This is a genomic window from Streptomyces sp. NBC_00647, assembly GCF_045207245.1.
In the GTDB taxonomy this organism is placed as follows: Bacteria; Actinomycetota; Actinomycetes; order Streptomycetales; family Streptomycetaceae; genus Streptomyces.
In genome coordinates this window covers 869,456-890,811 of the sequence record NZ_CP109040.1, presented here as the reverse complement: position 1 = coordinate 890,811, position 21,356 = coordinate 869,456, and the positions used below count along the sequence as shown (strand labels likewise).

Below are 21,356 nucleotides of genomic sequence, written 5' to 3'. Positions count from 1 at the left end.
GGGGTGACACCCCGTCACCCCGCGGGCGACTCAGTGGCCCGTGCCGCCGAACGCATTCAGGATCTGTTCCGCCGCGAGGGTGGCCGTCAACCCGCCCTCCCGCACCTGCCGTTCGAGGTCGGGGGCGAGCGCCCGTACGGCCGGGTCGGTGTGCAGACGGCCGAGGAGTTCGTCGCGGACCATCGTCCACGTCCAGTCGACCTGCTGGTCACGGCGCTTGTCGGCGAGACGGCCGGTCGAGTCGAGCAGGGTGCGGTGCTGTTCCAGGCGGTCCCACACGGTGTCCAGACCGGCCGACTCGCGGGCACTGCAACTCAGCACCGGCGGCGTCCACGCCGCGTCCCTGCCGTGCATCAGCCGCAGGGCGCCCGCCAGTTCACGCGCGGCGGACTGGGCGTCGCGCGCGTGCGGGCCGTCCGCCTTGTTGACGGCGATCACGTCGGCCAGCTCCAGGACACCCTTCTTGATGCCCTGCAACTGGTCCCCGGTGCGCGCCAGCGTCAGCAGGAGGAAGGAGTCGACCATGTTCGCGACGGCCGTCTCGGACTGGCCGACACCGACCGTCTCCACCAGCACCACGTCGTAGCCGGCCGCCTCCATCACCACGATCGACTCGCGGGTCGCCTTGGCCACCCCGCCGAGCGTGCCGGCGGTGGGGGAGGGGCGGATGAACGCGGCCGGGTCCACGGCCAGGCGCTCCATACGGGTCTTGTCGCCGAGGATCGAACCGCCGGTACGGCTGGAGGACGGATCGACGGCGAGCACCGCGACCCGGTGCCCGAGCGAGGTCAGCATCGTGCCGAACGCGTCGATGAACGTCGACTTGCCCACGCCCGGCACCCCGCTGACGCCGATCCGCCGCGCCTTCCCGCTGTGCGGGAGCAGCTCGGTCAGCAACTCCTGCGCCAGCGCCCGGTGCTGGGGCCGGGTGGACTCGACGAGCGTGATGGCGCGGGCGACGAGCGCCCGCTTCCCGTCGAGCACACCCTTGACATAGGTGTCGAGTTCGATCACAGGGCGTGCCCGAGACCGGTGGAGAGCCGCTGGACGAGGTCGTACGCCGCGTCCGGGATCACCGTCCCGGGCGGGAACACGGCCGCCGCGCCCATCTCCAGGAGCGTCGGCACGTCCTGCGGCGGGATCACACCGCCGACCACGATCATGATGTCCTCGCGGCCTTCCGCGGCCAGCTCCTCGCGCAGCGCCGGTACGAGGGTGAGATGCCCGGCGGCCAGCGACGAGACGCCGACGATGTGCACGTCCGCCTCCACCGCCTGGCGGGCCACCTCGCCCGGCGTCTGGAACAGCGGGCCGACGTCCACGTCGAAGCCGAGGTCGGCGAAGGCGGTCGCGATCACCTTCTGGCCGCGGTCGTGACCGTCCTGGCCCATCTTGGCGACCAGGATGCGCGGTCGGCGGCCCTCGGCCTCCTCGAACGTGTCCACCAGCGCCCGGGTGCGGTCCACGGACGGAGACTCCCCTGCTTCGTTGCGGTACACCCCGGAGATCGTACGGATCTGGCCCGCGTGCCGCCCGTACACCTTCTCCAGAGCGTCCGAGATCTCCCCGACGGTGGCCATCGCGCGGGCCGCGCGCACCGCCAGCTCCAGCAGGTTGCCCTCACCGCCCGCAGCGCGTGTCAGGTCGTCCAGCGCGTCCTGGCACGCCCGCTCGTCGCGCTCGGCCCGCAGCCGCCGCAGCTTCTCGATCTGCTGCGTGCGTACGGAGGAGTTGTCGACCTTGAGGACGTCGATCTTCTCGTCGGTCTCGACCCGGTACTTGTTGACGCCGATGACCGGCTGGCGGCCGGAGTCGATGCGGGCCTGGGTGCGGGCCGCCGCCTCCTCGATCCGGAGCTTGGGGATGCCGGCGTCGATGGCCTGCGCCATGCCGCCCGCCGCCTCGACCTCCTCGATGTGCTGCCAGGCGCGGCGGGCGAGGTCGTACGTCAGCTTCTCGATGTACGCGCTGCCGCCCCACGGGTCGATGACCCGGGTCGTACCGGACTCCTGCTGGATCAGCAGCTGCGTGTTGCGGGCGATCCGCGCGGAGAAGTCGGTGGGCAGGGCGAGGGCCTCGTCCAGGGCGTTGGTGTGCAGCGACTGGGTGTGGCCCTGGGTGGCGGCCATGGCCTCCACGCACGTACGCGTCACGTTGTTGAACACGTCCTGCGCGGTCAGCGACCAGCCGGACGTCTGTGAATGGGTGCGCAGGGAAAGGGACTTGGCGTTCTGCGGGTCGAACTGCTTCACCAGCTTCGCCCACAGCAGGCGCGCCGCCCGCATCTTGGCGATCTCCATGAAGAAGTTCATGCCGATCGCCCAGAAGAAGGACAGCCGCGGCGCGAACGCGTCCACGTCCAGCCCTGCCTCCCGGCCCGCCCGGATGTACTCCACGCCGTCCGCGAGGGTGTACGCCAGCTCCAGGTCGGCCGTCGCGCCCGCCTCCTGGATGTGGTACCCGGAGATGGAGATGGAGTTGTAGCGCGGCATGCGCTGCGAGGTGTACGCGAAGATGTCGGAGATGATCCGCATCGACGGCTTCGGCGGGTAGATGTAGGTGTTGCGGACCATGAACTCTTTGAGGATGTCGTTCTGGATGGTCCCGGCCAGCTTCTCGGGCGGCACGCCCTGCTCCTCGGCCGCCACGATGTACAGCGCGAGGACGGGCAGCACGGCGCCGTTCATCGTCATCGACACGGTCATCTTGTCCAGCGGGATGCCGTCGAAGAGCTGCCGCATGTCGTAGATGGAGTCGATGGCCACGCCCGCCATGCCGACGTCGCCCGTCACACGCGGGTGGTCGCTGTCGTAACCGCGGTGCGTGGGAAGGTCGAAGGCGATCGACAGGCCCTTCTGGCCGGCCGCGAGATTGCGGCGGTAGAAGGCGTTGGACTCCTCGGCGGTGGAGAAGCCCGCGTACTGGCGGATCGTCCAGGGCTGGTTGACGTACATCGTCGGGTACGGACCGCGCAGATACGGTGCCATGCCCGGGTACGTGTCCAGGAAGTCGAGGCCTTCCGTGTCACGGCCGGTGTACAGCGGCTTGACCGCGATGCCCTCCGGGGTCTCCCAGACGGCCTCGCTCCCGCCCGTGGCCTTCTCTGCGGCGGCACTCCACTCGTCGGCGCTGCCTTCGGCGGTGGGCGTCCCCAGTTCGATTCCGGAGAAGTCGGGGATTCCCATCAGGACACTCCCATGCGGTCGAGGGTGGCGGAGAGGACGGCGACGGCGTCGCAGCCCGCGAAGACATAGGCGTCGACACCGGGGTACTGCCCGGGACGGCCGGCCAGGAACACATGCTGGGCCCCGGCCGCCGCGAGGGCTTCGGCCGCGCTCGCGGCCTGCTCCTCGTACAGGGCGTCACTGGAGCACAGACAGGCCTCGGTGGCGCCGCTGTCCTCGAAGGTTCCGTCCGTGACGGGCTCGATGCCACCCGCCTGGAAGAGGTTCGCGACGAACGTCGACCGTGCGGTGTGCGCGGCGGCGGGGCCGATGGTGGCCAGGTAGATCCGCGGACGGGACCCGGTGGCGGCCAGGTGCGCGTCGGATCGGGCCCGCAGCGCCTCGTACGCCTCGTCACGCCGCACCCGCGGCAGGCCGCCGGAGGGTGACGCGGGAGCGGGCACGCGCTCCACCGGGCGCTCGGCGAGATGCGGGAACTCGCTGACGCCGGTGATCGGCTCGCGCCGCTTGGCGAGCTTCGCGGAGCGCGCCGCCCAGGTGCCCGCCAGGTCCTTGCCGAGCCGGCCCGAACGCAGCGCGGCGGCCTGACCGCCGTTCTGCTCGATCCCCTGGAAGAACTCCCAGCCCGCGTGGGCGAGTTCGTCGGTCAGCTTCTCCACGTACCAGGAGCCGCCCGCAGGGTCGACCACCCGGGCCAGATGCGACTCCTCGATGAGGATCGTCGAGGTGTTGCGCGCGATGCGCCGCGCGAAGGCGTCCGGCAGGCCGAGCGCGTGGTCGAACGGCAGGACCGTCACGGAGTCGGCGCCGCCGACTCCTGCCGCCAGCGTGGCGACCGTCGTGCGCAGCATGTTCACCCAGGGATCGCGGCGCGACATCATCACCGGCGAGGTCACGGCGTGCTGCACCTGAGCTCCCGCGCCGGGCGCCCCGCACACCTCGGCGACCCGCGCCCACAGCCTGCGCGCCGCCCGGAGCTTGGCGATCGTCAGGAACTGGTCGGCGGTCGCGGCGTACCTGAACTCGATCTGCGCACAAGCCTGTTCGACGGACAGCCCCGCGCCGGTCAGTTCCCGCAGATAGGCGACACCGGTCGCCAGGGAGGCGCCCAGTTCCTGCGCGGCGGAGCCGCCGGCCTCGTGGTACGGCAGCGCGTCCACGGTCAGCGCCCGCAGCCCGGGGTACTCCTCGACACAGCGCAGGGCGAGGGAGGCGGCCGGAGCGAAGTCCATGGCGGCACCTGTACGGGCCTCATGGCCGAGGGGGTCGGCGCCGAGGGTGCCGCGTACCTCACTCGGCACGACGCCGCGTTCCTCATACAGCCGGAACAACTCCCGGGCCGCCGCTTCGACGTCACGTCCGGCGTCGAGGGCGACGGGGGCCAGATCGAGGTAGACGCCCGCGAGGACCTTCTCGAGCGAGGAGACCGGGATGCCGCCCTCGCCGACGGCGAGCCACAGCGAGGTGACGCCGTTCTCCAGGTCCCCGAGCACCAGGGCGTTGTCGGCGGCCGTGTGCCGCTGCCGTACGTCCCAGCCGCCGGCGGCGTTGCCCTCGGGCCGGCTGCCCCGGACGAAGGGGGCGAATCCGGGGAAACCGGGATCGGCGGCCGTGTCACGCGCGGTGTACAGGGGCCTGGTGGCGAGCCCGTCCTCGAGCGAGGTGGACAGCGCGTCTTCGGCTGTCGCGCTCGAGACCTCCTTGCCCGATTTGCGCAGCACGCCTTCTACCAGGAGCTGCCACTGGTCATGGGTCGCGGAAGGGAACTCGGCGGCCAGCGCGAGCCCGTCATTGGGCAGGACTGTCATGCTCGGATGCTAGGTCAGAGATCCGTGGCGACAGCAGAGGTGACGCCTGTGACCTTGACCTCTTGCTGTCGGTGATCCAGCTCTCAGCGGTCGGGCCCGACGGTGTGCGGGTGAGGCGGCCGGGGCCGGAGGTGCGGATGTCCGTACCCCCGGCCCCCGGTGGAGGGGCCGGTTCCGCCGGTGTCAGGCCGCGGGGGCGGGCACCTTCGTCGCGGGATCGCCGTCGACCGCGGCGGCCAGCTGAGGCACCAGCCGGTCGAGCATGTACGGCAGGCTGAGCACCGTGACGAAGGAGACGGAGTTGCCGTAGTCGCTGGTCTCCTTGATGTAGACCTCCCGGTTCTGCCGAGCGACCTTCAGGTCCGCGTACAGGGCGCCCTTGTGCAGTTTGCTCTCGTCCTTGGCCGTGTCGGAGACGATCCACACGATCGCGTCGGTGTCCAGCAGGTCGGTGCGCTCCTTGGAGATGTTGGCCCCGAACTCGTCGCCGATGACCTTGTCCAGGTCGGTTGGCAGGGTGAAGCCCAGGTCGGTGAGGACACGTGAACGGGGGTCCTGGCTGCCGAAGACGAAGATGCCCTCGTACGGGGTCGCCATGACGGCCTCGGCCTTGGCGAACGCCGGATTCTTCGCGGCCGCCGCCTTGAAGCCGGCCTCGACGCCGCTCACCACCGACGCGGCCTTCGCCTCCTGGACGACGAGACCCGGAGCTCACGGCCGAGGCGATCCGGTCCCAGCGGCTGGACTTCATCGAGGTCACTCCCTCCTTCCTCGCCCAGATGGCCGACACGGGCCTGATCAAGGACGGAGCGTGCCCGCTCGCGGTGGTCGGCGTCGGCGGCGAGGCCGTGCCCGACGCGCTCTGGAACGAACTCGCGGCGCTGGAGTCCACCGCCGCGTTCAACCTCTACGGCCCCACCGAGGCCACCGTCGACGCTCTCGCCGCCCGCGTCGGCGAGAGCGACCGGCCCCTGGTCGGCCGACCCGTCGGCAACACCCGCGCCTATGTGCTGGACGCGGCCCTGCGACCCGTACTGCCCGGTGTGACAGGTGAGTTGTACCTCGCGGGGGAGGGGCTGGCCCGCGGCTACCTCGGCCGTCCGGACCTCACCGCCGAGCGGTTCGTCGCCGATCCGTACGGCCCTCCCGGCACCCGGATGTACCGCACCGGCGACCTCGCCCGCTGGAACGACGGCGGACAGCTCGACTACCTCGGGCGCGCCGACGACCAGGTCAAGATCCGCGGCTTCCGCATCGAACTCGCCGAGATCGAGGCCGTGCTCGACCGGCACGCGGGCGTGGGGCAGGTCGTGGGCGTCGCCCGCGAGGACCGGCCGAGGGTCAGGCAACTGGCCGCGTACGTGGTTCCGGCCGAGGGCGCCCCCACCCCGGACCCGGCCGAGCTGCGCGCCCAGTTGGCCGCCGCGCTGCCGGACTACATGGTCCCGGCCGCCGTCCTGATCCTGGACGCGCTGCCGCTGCTGTCCAACGGCAAGCTCGACCGAAAGGCCCTCCCGGTCCCCGAGTTCACCCTCACCGTGAGCGGCCGCGAGCCCGCGAACGACAGGGAACGCACCTTGTGCCTCCACTTCGCCGAGGTGCTGGGGCTGCCCGGGATCGGCGCCGACGACGACTTCTTCGCCCTCGGCGGCGACAGCATCGTCGCCATGCAACTCGTCAGCCGGGCGCGCGCCGCCGGGCTGCGCGTCACCCCGCGCCAGGTCTTCCGGCACCGCACGGTCGCCGCCCTGGCCGCCGTCGCGGTGGAGCTGGGCCCGGACGCCGGGAGCCCGGCGCACGACGACGGTTCGGGCACCGTGCCGCTGACGCCGATCATGCACGCGCTGCGGGAGCTGGGCGGTCCGATCTCGGGCTACCACCAGGTCGCGTTCGTGCGGACGCCCGCGGCCCTGGACCTGGCCGACCTGCACACCGTGCTCCAGGCCGTCACCGACCGGCACGATCTGCTGCGGGCCCGCCTGGAGCGAACCGGCGCCGCGGGCACCGAGGAGTGGTCGCTCCGGGTGCCCGCGCCGGGCAGCGTGGACCCGGCGTCCTGGCTGCTGCGCGTGGACGTGACCGACACCGACGAGCCGGCGCTCCGTGCCGCCGTGGGCGAGCACGCCCGCGCGGCACAGGACCGCCTCGTCCCGGACGCCGGGCGGATGGTGCAGGGCGTCTGGTTCGACGCGGGCCCCGACACTCCCGGACGACTGCTCCTGCTCGTCCACCACCTGGTCGTCGACGGCGTGTCCTGGCGCATCCTGCTGCCCGACCTCGCCGCCGCCTGGCAGGACGTGACGGCGGGGCGGACCCCGGTCCTCGCCCCCGTCGACCCGAGCATCGCGGCCTGCGACACCGTGGAGGAGGTACTCGCGGTCGTGGCCGCGTCCGCGGCACAGGTTCCGGAGGGCGGCTGGGTGAACCTCGCGGGATACGACCAGCGGCCGCTGGGCCGTCATCTGACCGCCGTCGAGCTGGACAAGGTGAGCGCCGGGCGCAAAGTGTTCCTGATGCACGACTCCGGACACGGCTGCATGGTCAGCACCGCCGTCCTGGAACTGCTGCCCGCCGGTCTCCCGCACGAGGAGGGCTTTCTCGCCGAGGCGGCGATGGGCGTCGCACGGGCACTGCGGCTTCCCCACGCGCAGGAGGATCTCGCGGACGCGATCGGGCGCGCAGCCCGGGAGTGTCTGGCGGAGGGAGTGACGGCCTGCGCGGAAGCAGGCATCGCGGACGCCCTGTTCGGTCACAGCCCGGTCGAACTCGGCGCGTACCAACTCGCCCGCGGAACGGGCCGGTTGCCGCTCCGGGTGCAGCTGATGGTGGCCGCGGACCGACTGCACCCGGTCGTCGCGCACACGTCCGACGGCATCCCCCGCGCTCTCGACCTCGGCCTGCGCACCGGGTTCGGTGGCGCGTGGCTGTCCGTGGGAGCCCTCAAGGTCTACACCGACGGCGGCATGATGGCGCGTACGGCGGCACTGACCAGCCCCTACGAACGGCTGGCCCACGCCGGTCAGTTGCAGGACGATCCGGACCAGCTCGTCCGGACCGTCGTCGACGGCCATCTCGCGGGATGGCAGCTCGCCGTCCACGCCATCGGCGACCGGGCGGTCGATGTGGCCCTGGACGCGCTGGAGAGGGCCCAGCGCGTCCGGCCGCGCCCGGACGCACGGCACCGCGTCGAACACGCGGGTCTCGTCCGGCCCGACCAACTGGCCCGGTTCGCCCGGCTCGGAGTGATCGCCGTCGTCCAGCCGAACTTCCTGCGCTCGTTCGGGGACGACTACGCCGCGATCATGGGGCCGGAGCGGGCCCCCTGGCTGTACCGGGGGAGGGGGTTCCTGGAGCACGGCGTCACGCTGGTGGGCAGCTCGGACCGTCCCGTGACGGACGGATCCCCTTTGCGGGCCGTCCAGTTCATGGTGGAGCGAGCCTCGGCGTCGGGGCGTGCGATCGGCCCTGACGAGGCCATCACGGTGGAGGAGGCGCTGCGCGCGTACACGGTCGGCGGGGCCTTCGCCTGTCACTGGGAGGACAGCGTGGGAAGCCTCGCGCCGGGGAAGTGCGCCGACCTGGCCGTCCTCGGGGACGACCCGAGAGCCGTGGAGACGTCCCGCATCGGCGACATCGAGGTGGTCGCGACATTCGTCGGCGGCCGGGAGACCGAGGAGGCGAGGCTGTGAGCGCACGGGCGGACGGCGCCGATCCCTACGCGGGTCCGGAGGGAGCGTCACCGGACCCGCTGAGGTGGGTGATCTGGAACTCCCCGACAGAGGTGATGGTGTTCGACCGGGACATCAACGGCCCTGTGCCGATGGAGGACGAGGGAACCCTGCGGGAGGTGCTGCGCAGGATGCGAGAGGCGGGCGTACCGGAGAGCGACGACTATCCCGGACGCCGCTGCTCCTGAAGCGAGTGCGCCACGACGTCCGGTGAGGTCGTGCGGTGCAGCGGCTCGCGCAGCACCTGGTCGGTGGTGCACACGACCCCGGTCCGGGCGATCCGACGCAGGGCCGTCTTCATGGGCTGTGGTGCCCCGGTCCGTTGATCGACAGTGCCGCCGGGCTCTGGCAGGGTGAGCCGATGCGGATACCCAGACAGGCAGCCAGAGTCGCGGTGCTGGACCCGGCGGGGGCAGTTTTCATGTTCCGGTACGACAACGAGGAGGTCGGCGTCCACTGGGCGTTGCCCGGCGGCGGAATGGATCCGGGGGAGTCGCCCCTCGAGGCGGTCGAGCGCGAGCTGCGCGAGGAGACCGGGTGGAGTGACATCGAGCTCGACGGCACCGTGTTGTGCCTCTGGGAGCACGACTTCACCCGGGCCGGTGTCCCGGTGCGCCAGCACGAGCACATCTTCCTCGCGTACGGGCCTCGCCGGGATCTGCTGGGCGAACTGGTCGAGTCGCACGCGGCGGACGGGATTCTGCGGGGGAGATGGTGGTCGCCGGCCGATCTGTCGGACGCCGTGGAGCCACTGTGGCCCCCGCAACTCCCGGAACTGCTGGCGGCCGTACGACAGGACGGCCCGCCCATGACACCCGTCGACCTCGGCTTCGTGCCGAACGGGCCCGGTGGCACCTCACCCTGAGCTCGACGGGCGCGCCGACACCGGCCGGCAGGTCGAGGCCGTGCCGGCCGGTGTCGGCGCGCCCGAGCGTCAGTACACGTCACGGACGTACCGCTTCTCGGCGGCGAGTTGCTTGACGTACGCGGCGGCCCCGTCCGTGCTGTGGCCGCCGTGGGCGGTGGCGATGTCGCGCAGGGCCTGGTCGACGTCCTTGGCCATGCGGGAGGCGTCGCCGCACACGTAGAAGTGCGCTCCCTCCTGGAGCCAGGACCACAACTGGGGGCCGTGTTCGCGCATCCTGTCCTGGACGTAGACCTTGGTGCGCTGGTCGCGGGAGAAGGCGGTGTCGAGGCGGGTGAGCGTGCCGTCGGCGAGGAAGGCGGTGAGCTCGTCCTCGTAGTAGAAGTCGGTGGCCCGGTGCTGTTCGCCGAAGAACAGCCAGTTGGGCGCGCGGTGACCGAGGGCGTGGCGCTCGTGCAGGAAGCCGATGAAGGGGGCGACCCCGGTGCCGGGGCCCACCATCACCATGGGGGTGGCGGGGTCGGCCGGGGGCCGGAACCTGGGGGAGGGCTGGACGAAGAGCGGCACGGACGTGTCGGGGGCCGCGTCGGCGAGAAAGGGCGAACAGACACCCTGGCGCGGCCGCCCGACCCTGTTCTCGAACCGCACGACCGAGACCGTGAGCGAGACGAGGTGAGGGTCGGTCAGCGGACTGGAGGAGATGGAGTACAGACGGGGCTGGAGCGGCTTCAGCACGTCGGCCCACTCCTGCGCGCCGACGCGGACCCCGTGTTCGGCGATGACGTCGACGGCCTGGCGGCCCCAGGACCACTTGGCCAGCTCGTCCTTGTTGTCGGGGCGCAGCAGCTTCTTCAGCACCCGGTCATGGGTGCGTTCGGCGACGAAGCGCAGCAGGTCGGGCGTGATGCGGGTGATGTCCAGATGCCGGTGCAGTGCCTCGTGCAGCGGGATCTCGCCGGTGCCGTCCAGGCGCACGGCGCTCTCCGGGGCGAGCCCGGTGGTGGCCAGCCATTCCGTGACGAGGTCCGGGGAGTTGACGGGGCGTACGCCGAGGGCGTCCCCGGCCCGGTAGACGAGCGGGGTCTCGCTGTCGCGCGAGTCGAAGGTGAAGCGGCGGACCTCCTTGCCCGCTCCGGGGAGACTGAGCAACCGGTTCCCGGTCAGGCGGCCGGCGACGGGCGCCGGCTTCCTCGGCCGGGACGCGGACCAGGGCGACGGGCCGGCGGGCGCCCGAGTCGCGAGACCGGACGCTTCCGTCGGGGAAGCGGACGAGGTGGCCGGTGCGGGCAGCGGTGCCGTTTCCGTGTCGTCGGTCAGCGAGGTCAGGACCTGGTCGAGCCAGGCCGTGGCCGAGGGCTCGTAGTCGGGTTCGCAGTCCGTGCGCGGGGCGAGCCGCACGGCGCCCAGTTCGTCGAGACGCAGGTCGAGGCGGCGGCCGTGGCCGCAGAAGTCGTCGTAGGAGGAGTCACCGAACGCGAGGACCGCGTAGCGCACGCCGTCCAGGCGGGGTGTGTCGGGCGCGGCCAGGGCGTCCCAGAAGCCCGAGCCGTTGTCGGGCGCGTCGCCGTCCCCGAAGGTGCTGGTGATCAGAAGGATGTCGGCGCCCGCGGGCAGGGACCGGGGGTGTGCGTCGTCCATGTCGACGAGCGTGGCCTTGTGTCCGGTGGTGGTGAGCCGGTCGGCGGCCGCCGCCGCGAACTCCTCGGCGTTGCCGGTCTGCGACGCCCACAGAACGACGATCTCCCGGACGGGGGCGGCGGGAGACGTGGCCGGGGCCGGAGTTCCGGGATCGGCCCGGGAGTACATGCCGGCGAGCACGCCGTTCACCCACAGCGCGTGCTCGGGGCTGAAGGGCGCGCCCGGCGGCAGCACCGGCACACCGGGCGCGCCCGAGGCGATGCCGGCGAGGAAGCCGATCAGGTACCGGCGCTCGTGCTCGGCCAGGACGGGCGGTGGAGCGGGCTGCAGTCCGAAGGCGTCCGAGAGCCCCACGGGGACGGCGGGGACGGAGGCATGTGCGGGCGTTCCCCCGGACGCGGGGGTCACCGCCGCGCCGGTGCGGGCGTCCGTCGCGGCTACGGGCGGTCCCGCCACGGACACCGGGGTCGCCACCTTCGTCAGGGACACCGCGCAGACCTTGAACTCCGGCTGGAAGGAGAGCGGGTCGACGGCGTCGCTGGTGACGGCGTTGACGCTGAGGTATTCGCCGAACAGATCATTCCAGTGGAAGGGCGCGAAGCAGCAGCCCGGCCGTACCCGGTCGGACACCACGGCGGGCAGCACGGCCCGTCCGCGCCGCGACGCGACCTCCACCGAGTCACCGTCGGCGACACCGAGCGTGGCGGCGTCTTCCGGGTGCAGTTCCACGAAGGGTCCCGGGTTGAGCTTGTTGAGTCTGGCGACCTTGCCCGTCTTGGTGAGGGTGTGCCACTGGTGCTGCAACCGTCCGGTGTTCAGGACGTACGGGTAGTCGTCGTCCGGCATCTCGGCGGCCGGGATGTGCGGGCGGGCGTGGAACACCGCCCGGCCGCTCGCCGTGGGGAAGACCGGACCTGCGCCGTCCTCGTCCACATAGCGGATCGGGTTGCGGTCGGGACCGTCCTCGCGCGCGGCCGGCCATTGCACCGGCGTGGACCGCAGCCGGTCATAGGTCACGCCCCGCAGGTCGTAGCCGGTCCTCGGATTGTGGGCGCGCTTGATCTCCTCGAAGACCTCCTCCGCGCTGTCGTACGAGAACCCCCGCTCGTACCCCATCGCGCGGGCGACGGCGGCGATGATCCGCCAGTCCGCCATGGCCTCCCCGGGCGGCTCCACCGCGGGCTGTGCGAGGGTGACATTGCGCTCGCTGTTGACGAGGACGCCCTCGGTCTCGGTCCACAGCGCTCCCGGCAGGACGACATCCGCGTACGCGTTGGTCTCCGTCTCGGCGAAGACGTCCTGGGCGACGACGAACTCGGCCCGCTCCAGGCCCTCGATGACCGTCTTGCGGTTGGCGACGGACGCGACGGGGTTGGTGCAGATGATCCAGCACGCCTTGATGTCCCCGTCGGCCATCTTCTGGAACATCTCGATCGTGCCCTGGCCGACCCCGTCCTTGCGAACCGTGCCCGGTGGCAGGTCCCACAGCTCCTCGACGAAGGCACGCTCCTCGTCGACCAGCACCGACCGCTGCCCGGGCAGGCCCGGGCCCATGTACCCCATCTCCCGGCCGCCCATGGCGTTCGGCTGACCGGTCAGCGAGAACGGACCGCTGCCGGGCCGGCAGATCGCGCCGGTCGCGAGATGCAGGTTGACCAGCGCGTTGGTGTTCCAGGTGCCGTGCGTGGACTGGTTGAGGCCCATGGTCCAGCAGCTCATCCACTCCCCGGCCTCGCCGATGAGCCGGGCCGCCTCGCGGATGTCGTCCTCCGGGATACCGGTGATGTCGGCGACCTGGGCGGGCGGGTAGTCGGCCAGGAACTCCGGCATCGCCTCCCACCCCTCGGTGTGCGCGGCGATGAACTCGGGGTCGGTGTGCCCGTTCTCGTACAGCAGGTGCATCAGGCCGTTCAGCAGAGCCAGGTCCGTTCCCGGCCGGACCGGCAGGAACAGATCCGCCTTGTCGGCGGTCGCGCTGCGCCGAGGGTCGACGACGATCAGCTTGGCGCCGCCCGACTTGACCCGGTCCATCATCCTGAGGAAGAGGATGGGGTGGCAGTCGGCCATGTTGGAGCCGATCACGAAGAAGACGTCGGCGTGCTCGAAGTCCTGGTACGAGCCGGGCGGGCCGTCCGCGCCCAGCGACAGCTTGTATCCGGTGCCCGCACTGGCCATGCACAGCCGGGAGTTCGACTCGATCTGGTTGGTCCGTACGAAGCCCTTGGCCAGCTTGTTCGCCAGGTACTGGGCCTCCAGACTCATCTGCCCGGAGACATAGAAGGCGAAGGCGTCCGGGCCGTGCTCGTCGATCACCGCCCGGAGCCGCCGCGCCGTCTCGGCGATCCCGGCGTCCACCGGGGCGGGCTCGGCCGCCGCCCCTCGCTCGGCGCGCACGAGCGCGGAGGCCAGCCTCCCGGGGGCGGCGAGCATGTCGGCCGTCGTCGCGCCCTTGGTGCACAGCCGCCCGAAGTTGGCCGGGTGCGTCTTGTCACCGGACGCCTTCAGGACCGTACGCCGCCCGTCGGGGCCCATGCCGATGTCGAGGACCATCCCGCAGCCGACACCGCAGTACGAGCAGACCGTCCGTACCTGCTGGGTGGTCGTGGTCACGAGCGGCCCCTCCGTGTGATCGGTTCCTTCCTCCCCCGACGCTACGAAGGTCCCATTACGCGGTTGTCACACCGCCCGCTCACCAGGGGTTACGCGCTCCACACAGCTGTGCGGCGGGGCTTGTGAGGAGGGAGTCCCGCTCCTCACCCGCGCGGGCCGCGGGACAGGCTCGTAGGGCGTCGCGGAACGAGTCGGACCGGTTCCGCTCCCGGCTCGGTGAGAGCGAGCAGGGTCGGGTGGTCGGGGGAGAGAGCGCAGGCGGGGTCGGTGCGCGCGGAGTCTCCGGTGAGGGCGTATGCCTGGCAGCGGCAGCCGCCGAAGTCCTCGCCGGTCGCAGGTGCGGCAGGGGGAGGGCAACCAGTCGGTGCCGCGATAGCGGTTGAAGGCGGGTGACTCCTCCCAGATCCAGCGCAGCGGCCGGTCGAGGACGCTCGGTGGGGCGAGCTCGGGCAGAGCGGCCGCCGCGGGGCACGGCAGGGTGGTCCCGTCGGGTGTCACGGTGAGCGAGACGGAGCCCCAGCCGCCCATGCACGGTTTGGGGGTGCCGGAGAAGTGGTCCGGCACCACCCAGGTGATGTCGAGGCCGCTGCCCAGGAGCGTTCTGAGGCTCTCCACCTCGGACACCGCACGGGCGAGCTGGTCCCGGGTCGGCATGAGCGCGGCGCGGTTGAGCAGCCCCCAGCCGTAGAACTGGGTGTTGGCCAGCTCGATCCGTTCCGCGTCCCAGGCCACGGCCGGCTCGATGAGCCCGGCCACCGCGTCGAGATTGTGGCGGTGCGGCACGACGTTGAGGCCCGGTCGACACCGGGCGTCCTCGATGTCGATCTCGGTGCGCACCAGCGGCTCGGCGACGAGCGCGTCCGCCTCCTGCGCCGGCTCCTGAGTGGTCGTCATGGCCCTGGGGCACGTCCAAGGTTCTATTGGCAGCCCCCGGATCGGTGGCGGGGTGGGGGGCTTTGGCGGAAGGTCCCGCACGCCGGACAGCGGATTCTGGAGGTTGTGCGAATCCCCTTGCGCAATGGTCAAGAATCGTTGACCATTGCTTGCATGCCTACCGACGATCTTCCCGAGACGTTTCACGTCACCACGGACGAGCAGCTACGCGCCGTCTCGAATCTCACGCGCCACCGGATCATGGCCGTGCTCCGCTTCGAGCCGGCGACGATCACGCAGATCGCCGAGCGGATGGGGCTCGCGAAGGGGAGTTCCAGCTATCACGTGCGGCTGCTGGAGCGGGCCGGCCTGGTGAAGGTGGTACGGACGCGGAAGGTGCGGGGTGTCACCGAGCGGTACTACGCCATGGCCGCGCGGTCGATCGCGCTGCCGGATCCGGGCGAGGGACGCCCGGATGTGCTGATGCGGAATGCGGTGGCGGACCTGGAGGCGTCGCCGGCGGAAGGCGAGCGGCACGTACGGATGGCGCATCTGCGGCTCACCGAGGAGCAGTTCGCGGAGCTGGGGGCGCGGCTGGAAGCGCTGGCGGACGAGTACCGGGAGCTGTCCGATCCGACACTGCCGGACGCGTCACTCGTGTTCGCACTGTTCCACCCGACACAGCACGAGCAGGCCGAAGGGGACGCCAAGTGACCTCAGACGTTCAGAAGTTGCCGACCGGGTTCGGACGGTTGTGGACCGCGCAGACGATCTCCTCGCTCGGTGACGGGGTGACACATGCCGCGCTGCCGCTGATCGCGTTGACGTTGACACGGGATCCGATGGCGCTCGCCGTCGTCACGGCCGCCGGGACGCTGCCGTGGTTGCTCTTCGGGGTGCTCGGCGGCGCGCTGGTGGACCGCTGGGACCGTCGGCGCACGATGTGGGTCGCCGACACGGCACGTGCGGTGCTGCTCGCGATACCCGCGGCGGCGGCCGCGCTCGACGTGCTGAGCATTCCGCTGCTCGCGGCCGTCGCCTTCCTGCTCGGCCTCGGCGGACTCTTCTTCGACACGGCCGCCACGGCCTATCTGCCGGACCTGCTCGGCCGCGACCCCGCGCTCCTGGAGCGCGCCAACTCCCGCCTCCGCGGCGCCCAGACCGCCGCGTCCGGTTTCGCGGGGCCGCCTGCGGGCAGTGCGCTGCTCGCGCTCGGGCGGACGGTTCCGCTGCTCACCGACGCGGTGTCGTTCGCGCTCTCCGCGGTGCTCGTGCGGTCGCTGCCTGCCACACCCCGGCCCGAACCGCAGGCCCGTGAGTCGTTGCTGCGGCAGGCGCGGGCCGGGGCCTCGTACGTCTTCCGGGACCGGGTACTGCTCGGGCTCGCGCTCCGCCCGGCGGTCGGGAACATCTCCTTCCTCGCCGTGGAGACCGTCCTCGCCCTCTTCGCGCACGACCGCCTGGGCATCGACACCTACGGCTTCGGCCTGCTTCTCGCAGCGGAGGCCACCGGCGGCCTGCTCGGTGCAGGCATCGCCTCCCACCTTGGCCGACGACTCGGCACCGGCACCGCACTGACCTGCACAGCCGCCGTCGAAGGGCTTGCCATCCTGGGCCTGGCCGCTGCCCCGAACCCGTACGTGGCCGGGCTGGCGCTCGCCGTCTGCGGGGCCGGCATGGGCGCCACGATGGTGCTCGCGCCCTCCCTCCGGCAGGCGATCGTCCCCGCCCACCTCATGGGCCGGGTCGCCTCCACCTCCCGCATGCTGGCCATGTGCGCCGCCCCCATCGGGGCCTTCCTCGGCGGTTGGCTGGCCACCACCTACGACATCCGTACCCCGCTCTACGCCGCCGCCTTCCTCCTCCTGGCGATGACGGCCGTCACGGCGTCCATGACCAGCAACCGCCGGGTCGAAGAGGCGCTGCGTGCCGCCGCCCCGGCCGGCGGTCAGGATCACCCGGCATCGAAGAATCCCGCCCAGGAGACTGCACCTGACTTGGTGTGACGCCCGGCCGCGAAGGCCTCACAACAGGTCGGGTGGCAGGCCCCGCGGGGCGCGACGAGTGGCCGGGTCGGTCGGGTGTGCCGGCCGTCGGTCCTCGTCGTCCTCGGAGGCGTCCGGGTCCCGGAAGGGCGCAGGCCCTGCCCGGGGCCGCTGGCTCTGATGTTGAACGGGTGGCGGCCCAGGAAGTTGATGTGCCGGTCCTTGAGCGCGGAGAGCCGGACGACGTCTTCGTCGCCGATCAGCGCGGCGTTCGCCCCGGCGATGGTGTCGGCGCACGTAGTTCCGGTCGACGTGCGAGAGCGAGCGGGTCAGTGCGGCTTCACCCTCATCCGCGCCGACACCGTCGGGTTCCGGACGGACACCTGGAGCGGCTGCTCGGACGCGGGCCCGCGGACCTTCGAGGACTGGTGCGCGCAACGCCCATGCTTTCCGAGGCCCTGCGGCACCGCAGCACGCGTGCACCGGGTCTGTCGGCCGGCCTGACATCCCCTCACCTCCGTACCACCACGCCCGGTCCGGGCGTTTCCGCGCGGACACCAACATGCCTGATGGGCACGGCGAGTTGGCAGCTCCTGTTTGCCGGACCCCGGCGTGTCGTACTGCCCCGGACCGGCTCTCCGCGGCTGTTGTCGCCCCTGGCCGGGGCGGGCCGGGCCGGTGTGTCGAGGGTCGGACATCCCGTCCGGCGCGTGCACGCGCCGGACGCCGGCGGGACCGCACCGGGGACGCGTCCGCCTTCGTCCCGTCCCCGGGTGATCGTGCGCGACATCTTGACCTTGGCCGAATCCCAGGCTTAGCGTTCCGGCGTCGATAGGGATTGAAACGATTCAATCCCTCGCACTTCTCTCGGACTTGAGGCGCACCATGGAAGAACGCACGCCGCGACGAAGCGGAATAGCCCGGCGAACGGCACTGGCGGCGGGGGTCGGGGCGACGGTCCTGGGTGCGCTGCCGGATGTCGCGGCCGCCGCGCCGACGGCCTCCGGGACGGTGGGCTCGGGGACCGCGGCCACGATGGCCGCGGACGCGGGGCGTGGTCCGAAGGCCGACTGGTTCGCGAAGCCGCCGCGTTCCGTGCGCCCCAAGTTCCGCTGGTGGTGGCCGGACGGCCTGGTGGACCCGGACGAGATCGCCCGTGAGGTCGATCAGATCGCCGACGCGGGCTTCGGCGGGATGGAGATCGCCGCAGTTCACCACAGCATCAAGGACAAGTCCGTGCTCGACACCGCGCGCCACGGCTGGGGCAGCAGGTCCTGGCGGGACGGCGTGGAGGCCGCTCTGGGCCGGGCCGCCCGGCGAGGCGTGACCCTCGACCTGACGCTCGGCCCCAGTTGGCCGGTCGCCGTCCCCGGCGTCACCCCCGACGACGAGGTCGCCGCGCAGGAACTCGCCTACGGACGCCTCGCGTTGGCCGCGGGCGCGTCCTATCAGGGTCCCGTGCCCGCCGCAGTCCACGAACCCGAGTCGGGTGTCACCCGGCAGACGCTCGTCGGCGTGCAGGCCGCCCGCGTCGACACGGCGAACTCCACCCGCAAGGAGACGGGGCTCGACCTGGACAGTGTCCGGGACCTCGGCACGTTCGTCACCGACGGCACCCTGTCCTGGACGGCGCCCACGGACGGCGACTGGGTCGTGATCTCGTACTGGCAGCGCGGTTCCGCCCAGCAGCCCGAATCGGGGCCGCACTCCTCACCGGCGGCGTACGTCGTCGACCACTTCAGTGCCGCCGGCACCAAGGCCGTCACGGAGTACTGGGACCACGCGATCCTGAGCTCCTCGCTCCGACAGCTGCTGCGGACCGCGGGCGGTGCCTTCTTCGAGGACTCGGTGGAGCTGGAGACCGACGGACTGGTCTGGACGTCCCGGCTTCCGGAGGCCTTCGAGAAGCACACCGGACGACCGCTGCTGCCCTGCCTGCCGGCGCTGGTACTGGACAAGAGCAACCAGGTCTTCGCGTTCGAGGCGCAGATGACGCGCCAGATCCGGCACGACTTCTGGGAGACCGTCTCGGAACTGTTCAACCGCCATCACATCGGAGCCCTGCGGGACTGGGCGCACTCCCTCGGCATGCGACTGCGCTCACAGCCGTACGGTCTCCAGACGGACGCCATCGCCTCGGCGGCCCTGCTCGACATCCCCGAGGGCGAGTCCCTCGGCTTCAAGAACCTCGACGACTACCGCTGTCTTGCGGGCGGCCGGGACATGGCCGGCCACACCGTCCTGTCCTGTGAGGCGGGCGCCTACAACGGCACCGCCTACAGCACTACTTGGGACCGTTTCCTGCGCACCATGGGCGGCGCCTACGCGGCCGGCGTCAACCAGACCGTCCTGCACGGCTTCTCCTACGCCACCGCACCCCAGGTGGCCTGGCCGGGCTTCGCGGCGTTCAGCCCGTACAACGGAACCGCCGGCTACGGCGAGTCGTGGGGGCCGCGCCAGCCCACCTGGAAGCATGTCGCGGACATCTCCGGCTACCTCGGCCGCGTGCACCGCGTCCTGCAGACCGGCACCGCCCGCGCCGACGTGGCGGTCTTCCGGCAGACCGGCTACACCGCCACCGGCATCGGCGCCTCCTGGTTCACCGCGACGGGCGTCCCCCTCGGCTGGACGCACCAGTTCCTCAGCGGCCCCCTGCTCGACCTGCCCGGTGCCACCGTCAAGCAGGGCCGCCTGGCACCAGAGGGGCCCGCCTACAAGGCCCTCTTCATCGAGGGCGACTTCTTCTACGGCTCCACGCCCACCCTCTCCGTCGACGACGCCGGCAAGATTCTCGAGCTGGCCCGGGCCGGACTGCCCGTCGTCCTGCTCGGCGCCTTCGACCAGGGCCTGACCCCGGGCGTTCCCGCCGCCGGCGAGACCGAGGAACTCCACGGCGTCCTCGCCCGACTGCTCGCCCTGCCGAACGTCGCCCGCGTCACCGACAAGGCCGCCGTCGGCGACGCACTGGCCGGGCTCGGCGTCATCCCGGACGCCCGCCACGCCACCGCCTCCACGCTTCTCAACGCCCACCGCGCGACCGCGGAAGCGGACTACTACTACTTCTGCAACGGCAAGCACGCCGAGACCGTCAAGCCGCCCGTCGCCGCCATCGACCACGACGTCACCCTGCGCCGCAACGGCTCGGGCAGCAGCGTGCCCTACCTCCTCGACCCCTGGTCGGGCGAGGCCGTCCGGCTCGCCCGGTACACCAGGGACGGCGACGACTTCACCGTACGGATCACCCTCCAGCCGGGGGAGTCGACGATCGTCGCCCTGGGCCGCCCCGGCCTCTTCGGCGACCGGCACGGCTCCCGGCCGAACGTCGTCGCCACCGACGCCGACGACGCCCTGTTCACCACCGAGGGCCTGGCCGTACGGGCGAGCTCGCCCGGCACCTACACCACTCGGCTGGACGGCGGCCGGTCCGTCACCACGACGGTCCGGTCCGTGCCGGCCGTGGTCACCCCGGCCGGCTGGCAGCTCGACGTCGACGACTGGCGCCCCGGCACCGGCGCCACCCGCACCGAGCACGTCGAGGTCTCTCTGACCCTCGACACTCTGCTGCCCTGGTCCGGCATTCCCGAACTCGCGGACAGCGCGGGGATCGGCCGCTACCGCACGACGGTCGACCTGCCTTCCGGCTGGACCTCCGCCCACGGCGCCCGTCTGGAGCTCGGCCGGGTCAGTGACACCTGCCGGGTGACCGTCAACGGCAGCCGCCTGCCCGCGGTGAACCGGCTGAACCCGGTCGTCGACCTCGGGCCCGGCCTGCTGCGCCGAGGTGCCAACGTGATCGAGGTCGAGGTCGCGACCCCGCTGATCAACCGTCTGCGGGTCGCCCAGCCCACCGTGTTCGGTGGTGTCTCGCGCCAGGACCACGGTCTGGTCGGCCCGGTGCGCCTGACGCCCTACGTGCAGTCGCAAGTGTCCTGACCCAGAAGACCGGGCGCCGCCCTCTTCGGGGGCGGCGCCTGACGGACGATCCTCAGGCCAGGTCTTGCATCAGCCGCCCATCGCGGCCAACGGGCTGCGCGCCCGCCACGATGTCAGTGGCCGAGGGCACACTGCCCGCATGAACCTGTCCATGTCGCAGAGGCCGACACCGGTTGCCCGTCCGCTGGTCTGGGTGGAGTCGATGGGCGGCCCGTTGATCGCCGTACCCGTCTCCGCGCTGAGCGATTGGGGTGGTTGTACGGCATCGGGCACCATCGCCGGCTCCGGGGACGTCGTGGACGACTACGACCGCGCATGCGAGGCCGAGGACCTGGCAGGCGTGACAGCGGTGGGCCCGAACGGCGCTCACGCGTTGCTGCTCGCCGATGAACCGGCGACCAGTTGCTGGCTACCGGAGCACCGGACCTTTTTGCGCTGGCTGGGCGCCGACTCCGAGGCCGATCTCCTGGCCGCCGCGGAGGCTGTTCTGGCCGATCCCGCGACCGCGTGGGAGGAGTGCGGAACATGGGAGACCGACGGCCCGGCGATCCTCATGGATTCGGCCGAGGCCGGGGACGACCTGAACGTCGAGTACGCCGACGGCAGCGGATTTCCGGAACAGGCACCGGTCCCGCTGCCGGCCGGCCGTTGGACCGTCCGGGCCGTCCACACCCAGGCCGGCGATCATACGTCGGTGGGCCTCGTCCAGCTTGTTCCCGCCGGCTCCTAGT

General features: G+C 71.8%; 11 protein-coding genes and 2 pseudogenes. 7 read left to right on the top strand and 6 right to left on the bottom strand.

Annotated features, from left to right (window positions below; translation table 11 throughout):
- Positions 1-30: 30 nt before the first annotated feature.
- The 4 genes and pseudogenes from meaB to OG788_RS03825 form a co-directional block, all read right to left on the bottom strand.
- Positions 31-1,014: a methylmalonyl Co-A mutase-associated GTPase MeaB gene (gene meaB / locus OG788_RS03840; protein WP_406369095.1), complete on the bottom strand. Its 984-nt coding sequence runs from the start codon at positions 1,012-1,014 to the stop codon at positions 31-33.
- Positions 1,011-3,185, bottom strand: coding sequence for a methylmalonyl-CoA mutase (gene scpA, locus OG788_RS03835; RefSeq protein ID WP_351556359.1), 2,175 nt, complete (start codon positions 3,183-3,185; stop codon positions 1,011-1,013). Before scpA ends, meaB begins: the two co-directional genes overlap by 4 nt.
- Entirely contained in the window at positions 3,185-4,993 is a 1,809-nt protein-coding gene (locus OG788_RS03830) for a methylmalonyl-CoA mutase family protein (RefSeq protein ID WP_406369094.1), read from the bottom strand. The genes scpA and OG788_RS03830 overlap by 1 nt, the downstream gene beginning before the upstream one ends.
- 183 nt (positions 4,994-5,176) lie before the next feature.
- A pseudogene (locus OG788_RS03825) lies at positions 5,177-5,686 on the bottom strand (iron-siderophore ABC transporter substrate-binding protein); the annotation flags it as partial.
- A gap of 5 nt (positions 5,687-5,691) precedes the next feature.
- On the opposite strand from OG788_RS03825, the pseudogene OG788_RS03820 reads away from it, so the two are divergent.
- The 3 genes and pseudogenes from OG788_RS03820 to OG788_RS03810 form a co-directional block, all read left to right on the top strand.
- A pseudogene (locus OG788_RS03820) lies at positions 5,692-8,682 on the top strand (amidohydrolase family protein); the annotation flags it as partial.
- Positions 8,679-8,909, top strand: a complete 231-nt coding sequence (locus OG788_RS03815; protein WP_351545270.1) for a hypothetical protein — start codon at positions 8,679-8,681, stop codon at positions 8,907-8,909. The pseudogene OG788_RS03820 and the gene OG788_RS03815, both read left to right, overlap by 4 nt.
- A gap of 173 nt (positions 8,910-9,082) precedes the next feature.
- Positions 9,083-9,586 carry an NUDIX hydrolase gene (locus OG788_RS03810; protein ID WP_406369093.1) on the top strand — a complete coding sequence of 168 codons (504 nt, stop codon included), beginning with the start codon at positions 9,083-9,085 and terminating at the stop codon, positions 9,584-9,586.
- Between the two features lie 69 nt (positions 9,587-9,655).
- On the opposite strand, the gene OG788_RS03805 is transcribed toward OG788_RS03810, so the two are convergent.
- Both OG788_RS03805 and OG788_RS03800 read right to left on the bottom strand, forming a co-directional pair.
- Entirely contained in the window at positions 9,656-13,774 is a 4,119-nt protein-coding gene (locus tag OG788_RS03805; protein WP_406376660.1) for a molybdopterin-dependent oxidoreductase, read from the bottom strand.
- Positions 13,775-13,900: 126 nt separating this feature from the next.
- Positions 13,901-14,728, bottom strand: a complete 828-nt coding sequence (locus tag OG788_RS03800; RefSeq protein WP_406369092.1) for an SPASM domain-containing protein — start codon at positions 14,726-14,728, stop codon at positions 13,901-13,903.
- Between the two features lie 153 nt (positions 14,729-14,881).
- Between OG788_RS03800 and OG788_RS03795 the strand changes: the two genes are divergently transcribed.
- The 4 genes from OG788_RS03795 to OG788_RS03780 all read left to right on the top strand — a co-directional run bounded on the left by OG788_RS03795 (position 14,882) and on the right by OG788_RS03780 (position 21,355).
- Positions 14,882-15,421 carry an ArsR/SmtB family transcription factor gene (locus tag OG788_RS03795; protein WP_406369091.1) on the top strand — a complete coding sequence of 180 codons (540 nt, stop codon included), beginning with the start codon at positions 14,882-14,884 and terminating at the stop codon, positions 15,419-15,421.
- Complete coding sequence (locus OG788_RS03790; protein WP_406369090.1) at positions 15,418-16,713, top strand: MFS transporter; 1,296 nt, start codon at positions 15,418-15,420, stop codon at positions 16,711-16,713. The genes OG788_RS03795 and OG788_RS03790 overlap by 4 nt, the downstream gene beginning before the upstream one ends.
- An 864-nt stretch (positions 16,714-17,577) precedes the next feature.
- The gene (locus OG788_RS03785) at positions 17,578-20,625 is read left to right on the top strand and encodes a glycosyl hydrolase (RefSeq protein WP_406369089.1); all 3,048 of its coding nucleotides are present in this window, start codon (positions 17,578-17,580) and stop codon (positions 20,623-20,625) included.
- Between the two features lie 139 nt (positions 20,626-20,764).
- Positions 20,765-21,355: an Imm21 family immunity protein gene (locus tag OG788_RS03780; RefSeq protein WP_406369088.1), complete on the top strand. Its 591-nt coding sequence runs from the start codon at positions 20,765-20,767 to the stop codon at positions 21,353-21,355.
- Position 21,356: the final 1 nt, after the last annotated feature.

Coding starts and splice junctions, on each gene's coding strand:
- scpA (WP_351556359.1), bottom strand. CDS start 3,185: ATGGGAATCCCCGACTTCTCCGGAATCGAACTGGGGACGCCCACCGCC.
- OG788_RS03830 (WP_406369094.1), bottom strand. CDS start 4,993: ATGACAGTCCTGCCCAATGACGGGCTCGCGCTGGCCGCCGAGTTCCCT.
- OG788_RS03810 (WP_406369093.1), top strand. CDS start 9,083: ATGCGGATACCCAGACAGGCAGCCAGAGTCGCGGTGCTGGACCCGGCG.
- OG788_RS03805 (WP_406376660.1), bottom strand. CDS start 13,774: ATGGTCCTCGACATCGGCATGGGCCCCGACGGGCGGCGTACGGTCCTG.
- OG788_RS03800 (WP_406369092.1), bottom strand. CDS start 14,728: ATGACGACCACTCAGGAGCCGGCGCAGGAGGCGGACGCGCTCGTCGCC.
- OG788_RS03795 (WP_406369091.1), top strand. CDS start 14,882: ATGCCTACCGACGATCTTCCCGAGACGTTTCACGTCACCACGGACGAG.
- OG788_RS03785 (WP_406369089.1), top strand. CDS start 17,578: ATGGAAGAACGCACGCCGCGACGAAGCGGAATAGCCCGGCGAACGGCA.
- OG788_RS03780 (WP_406369088.1), top strand. CDS start 20,765: ATGAACCTGTCCATGTCGCAGAGGCCGACACCGGTTGCCCGTCCGCTG.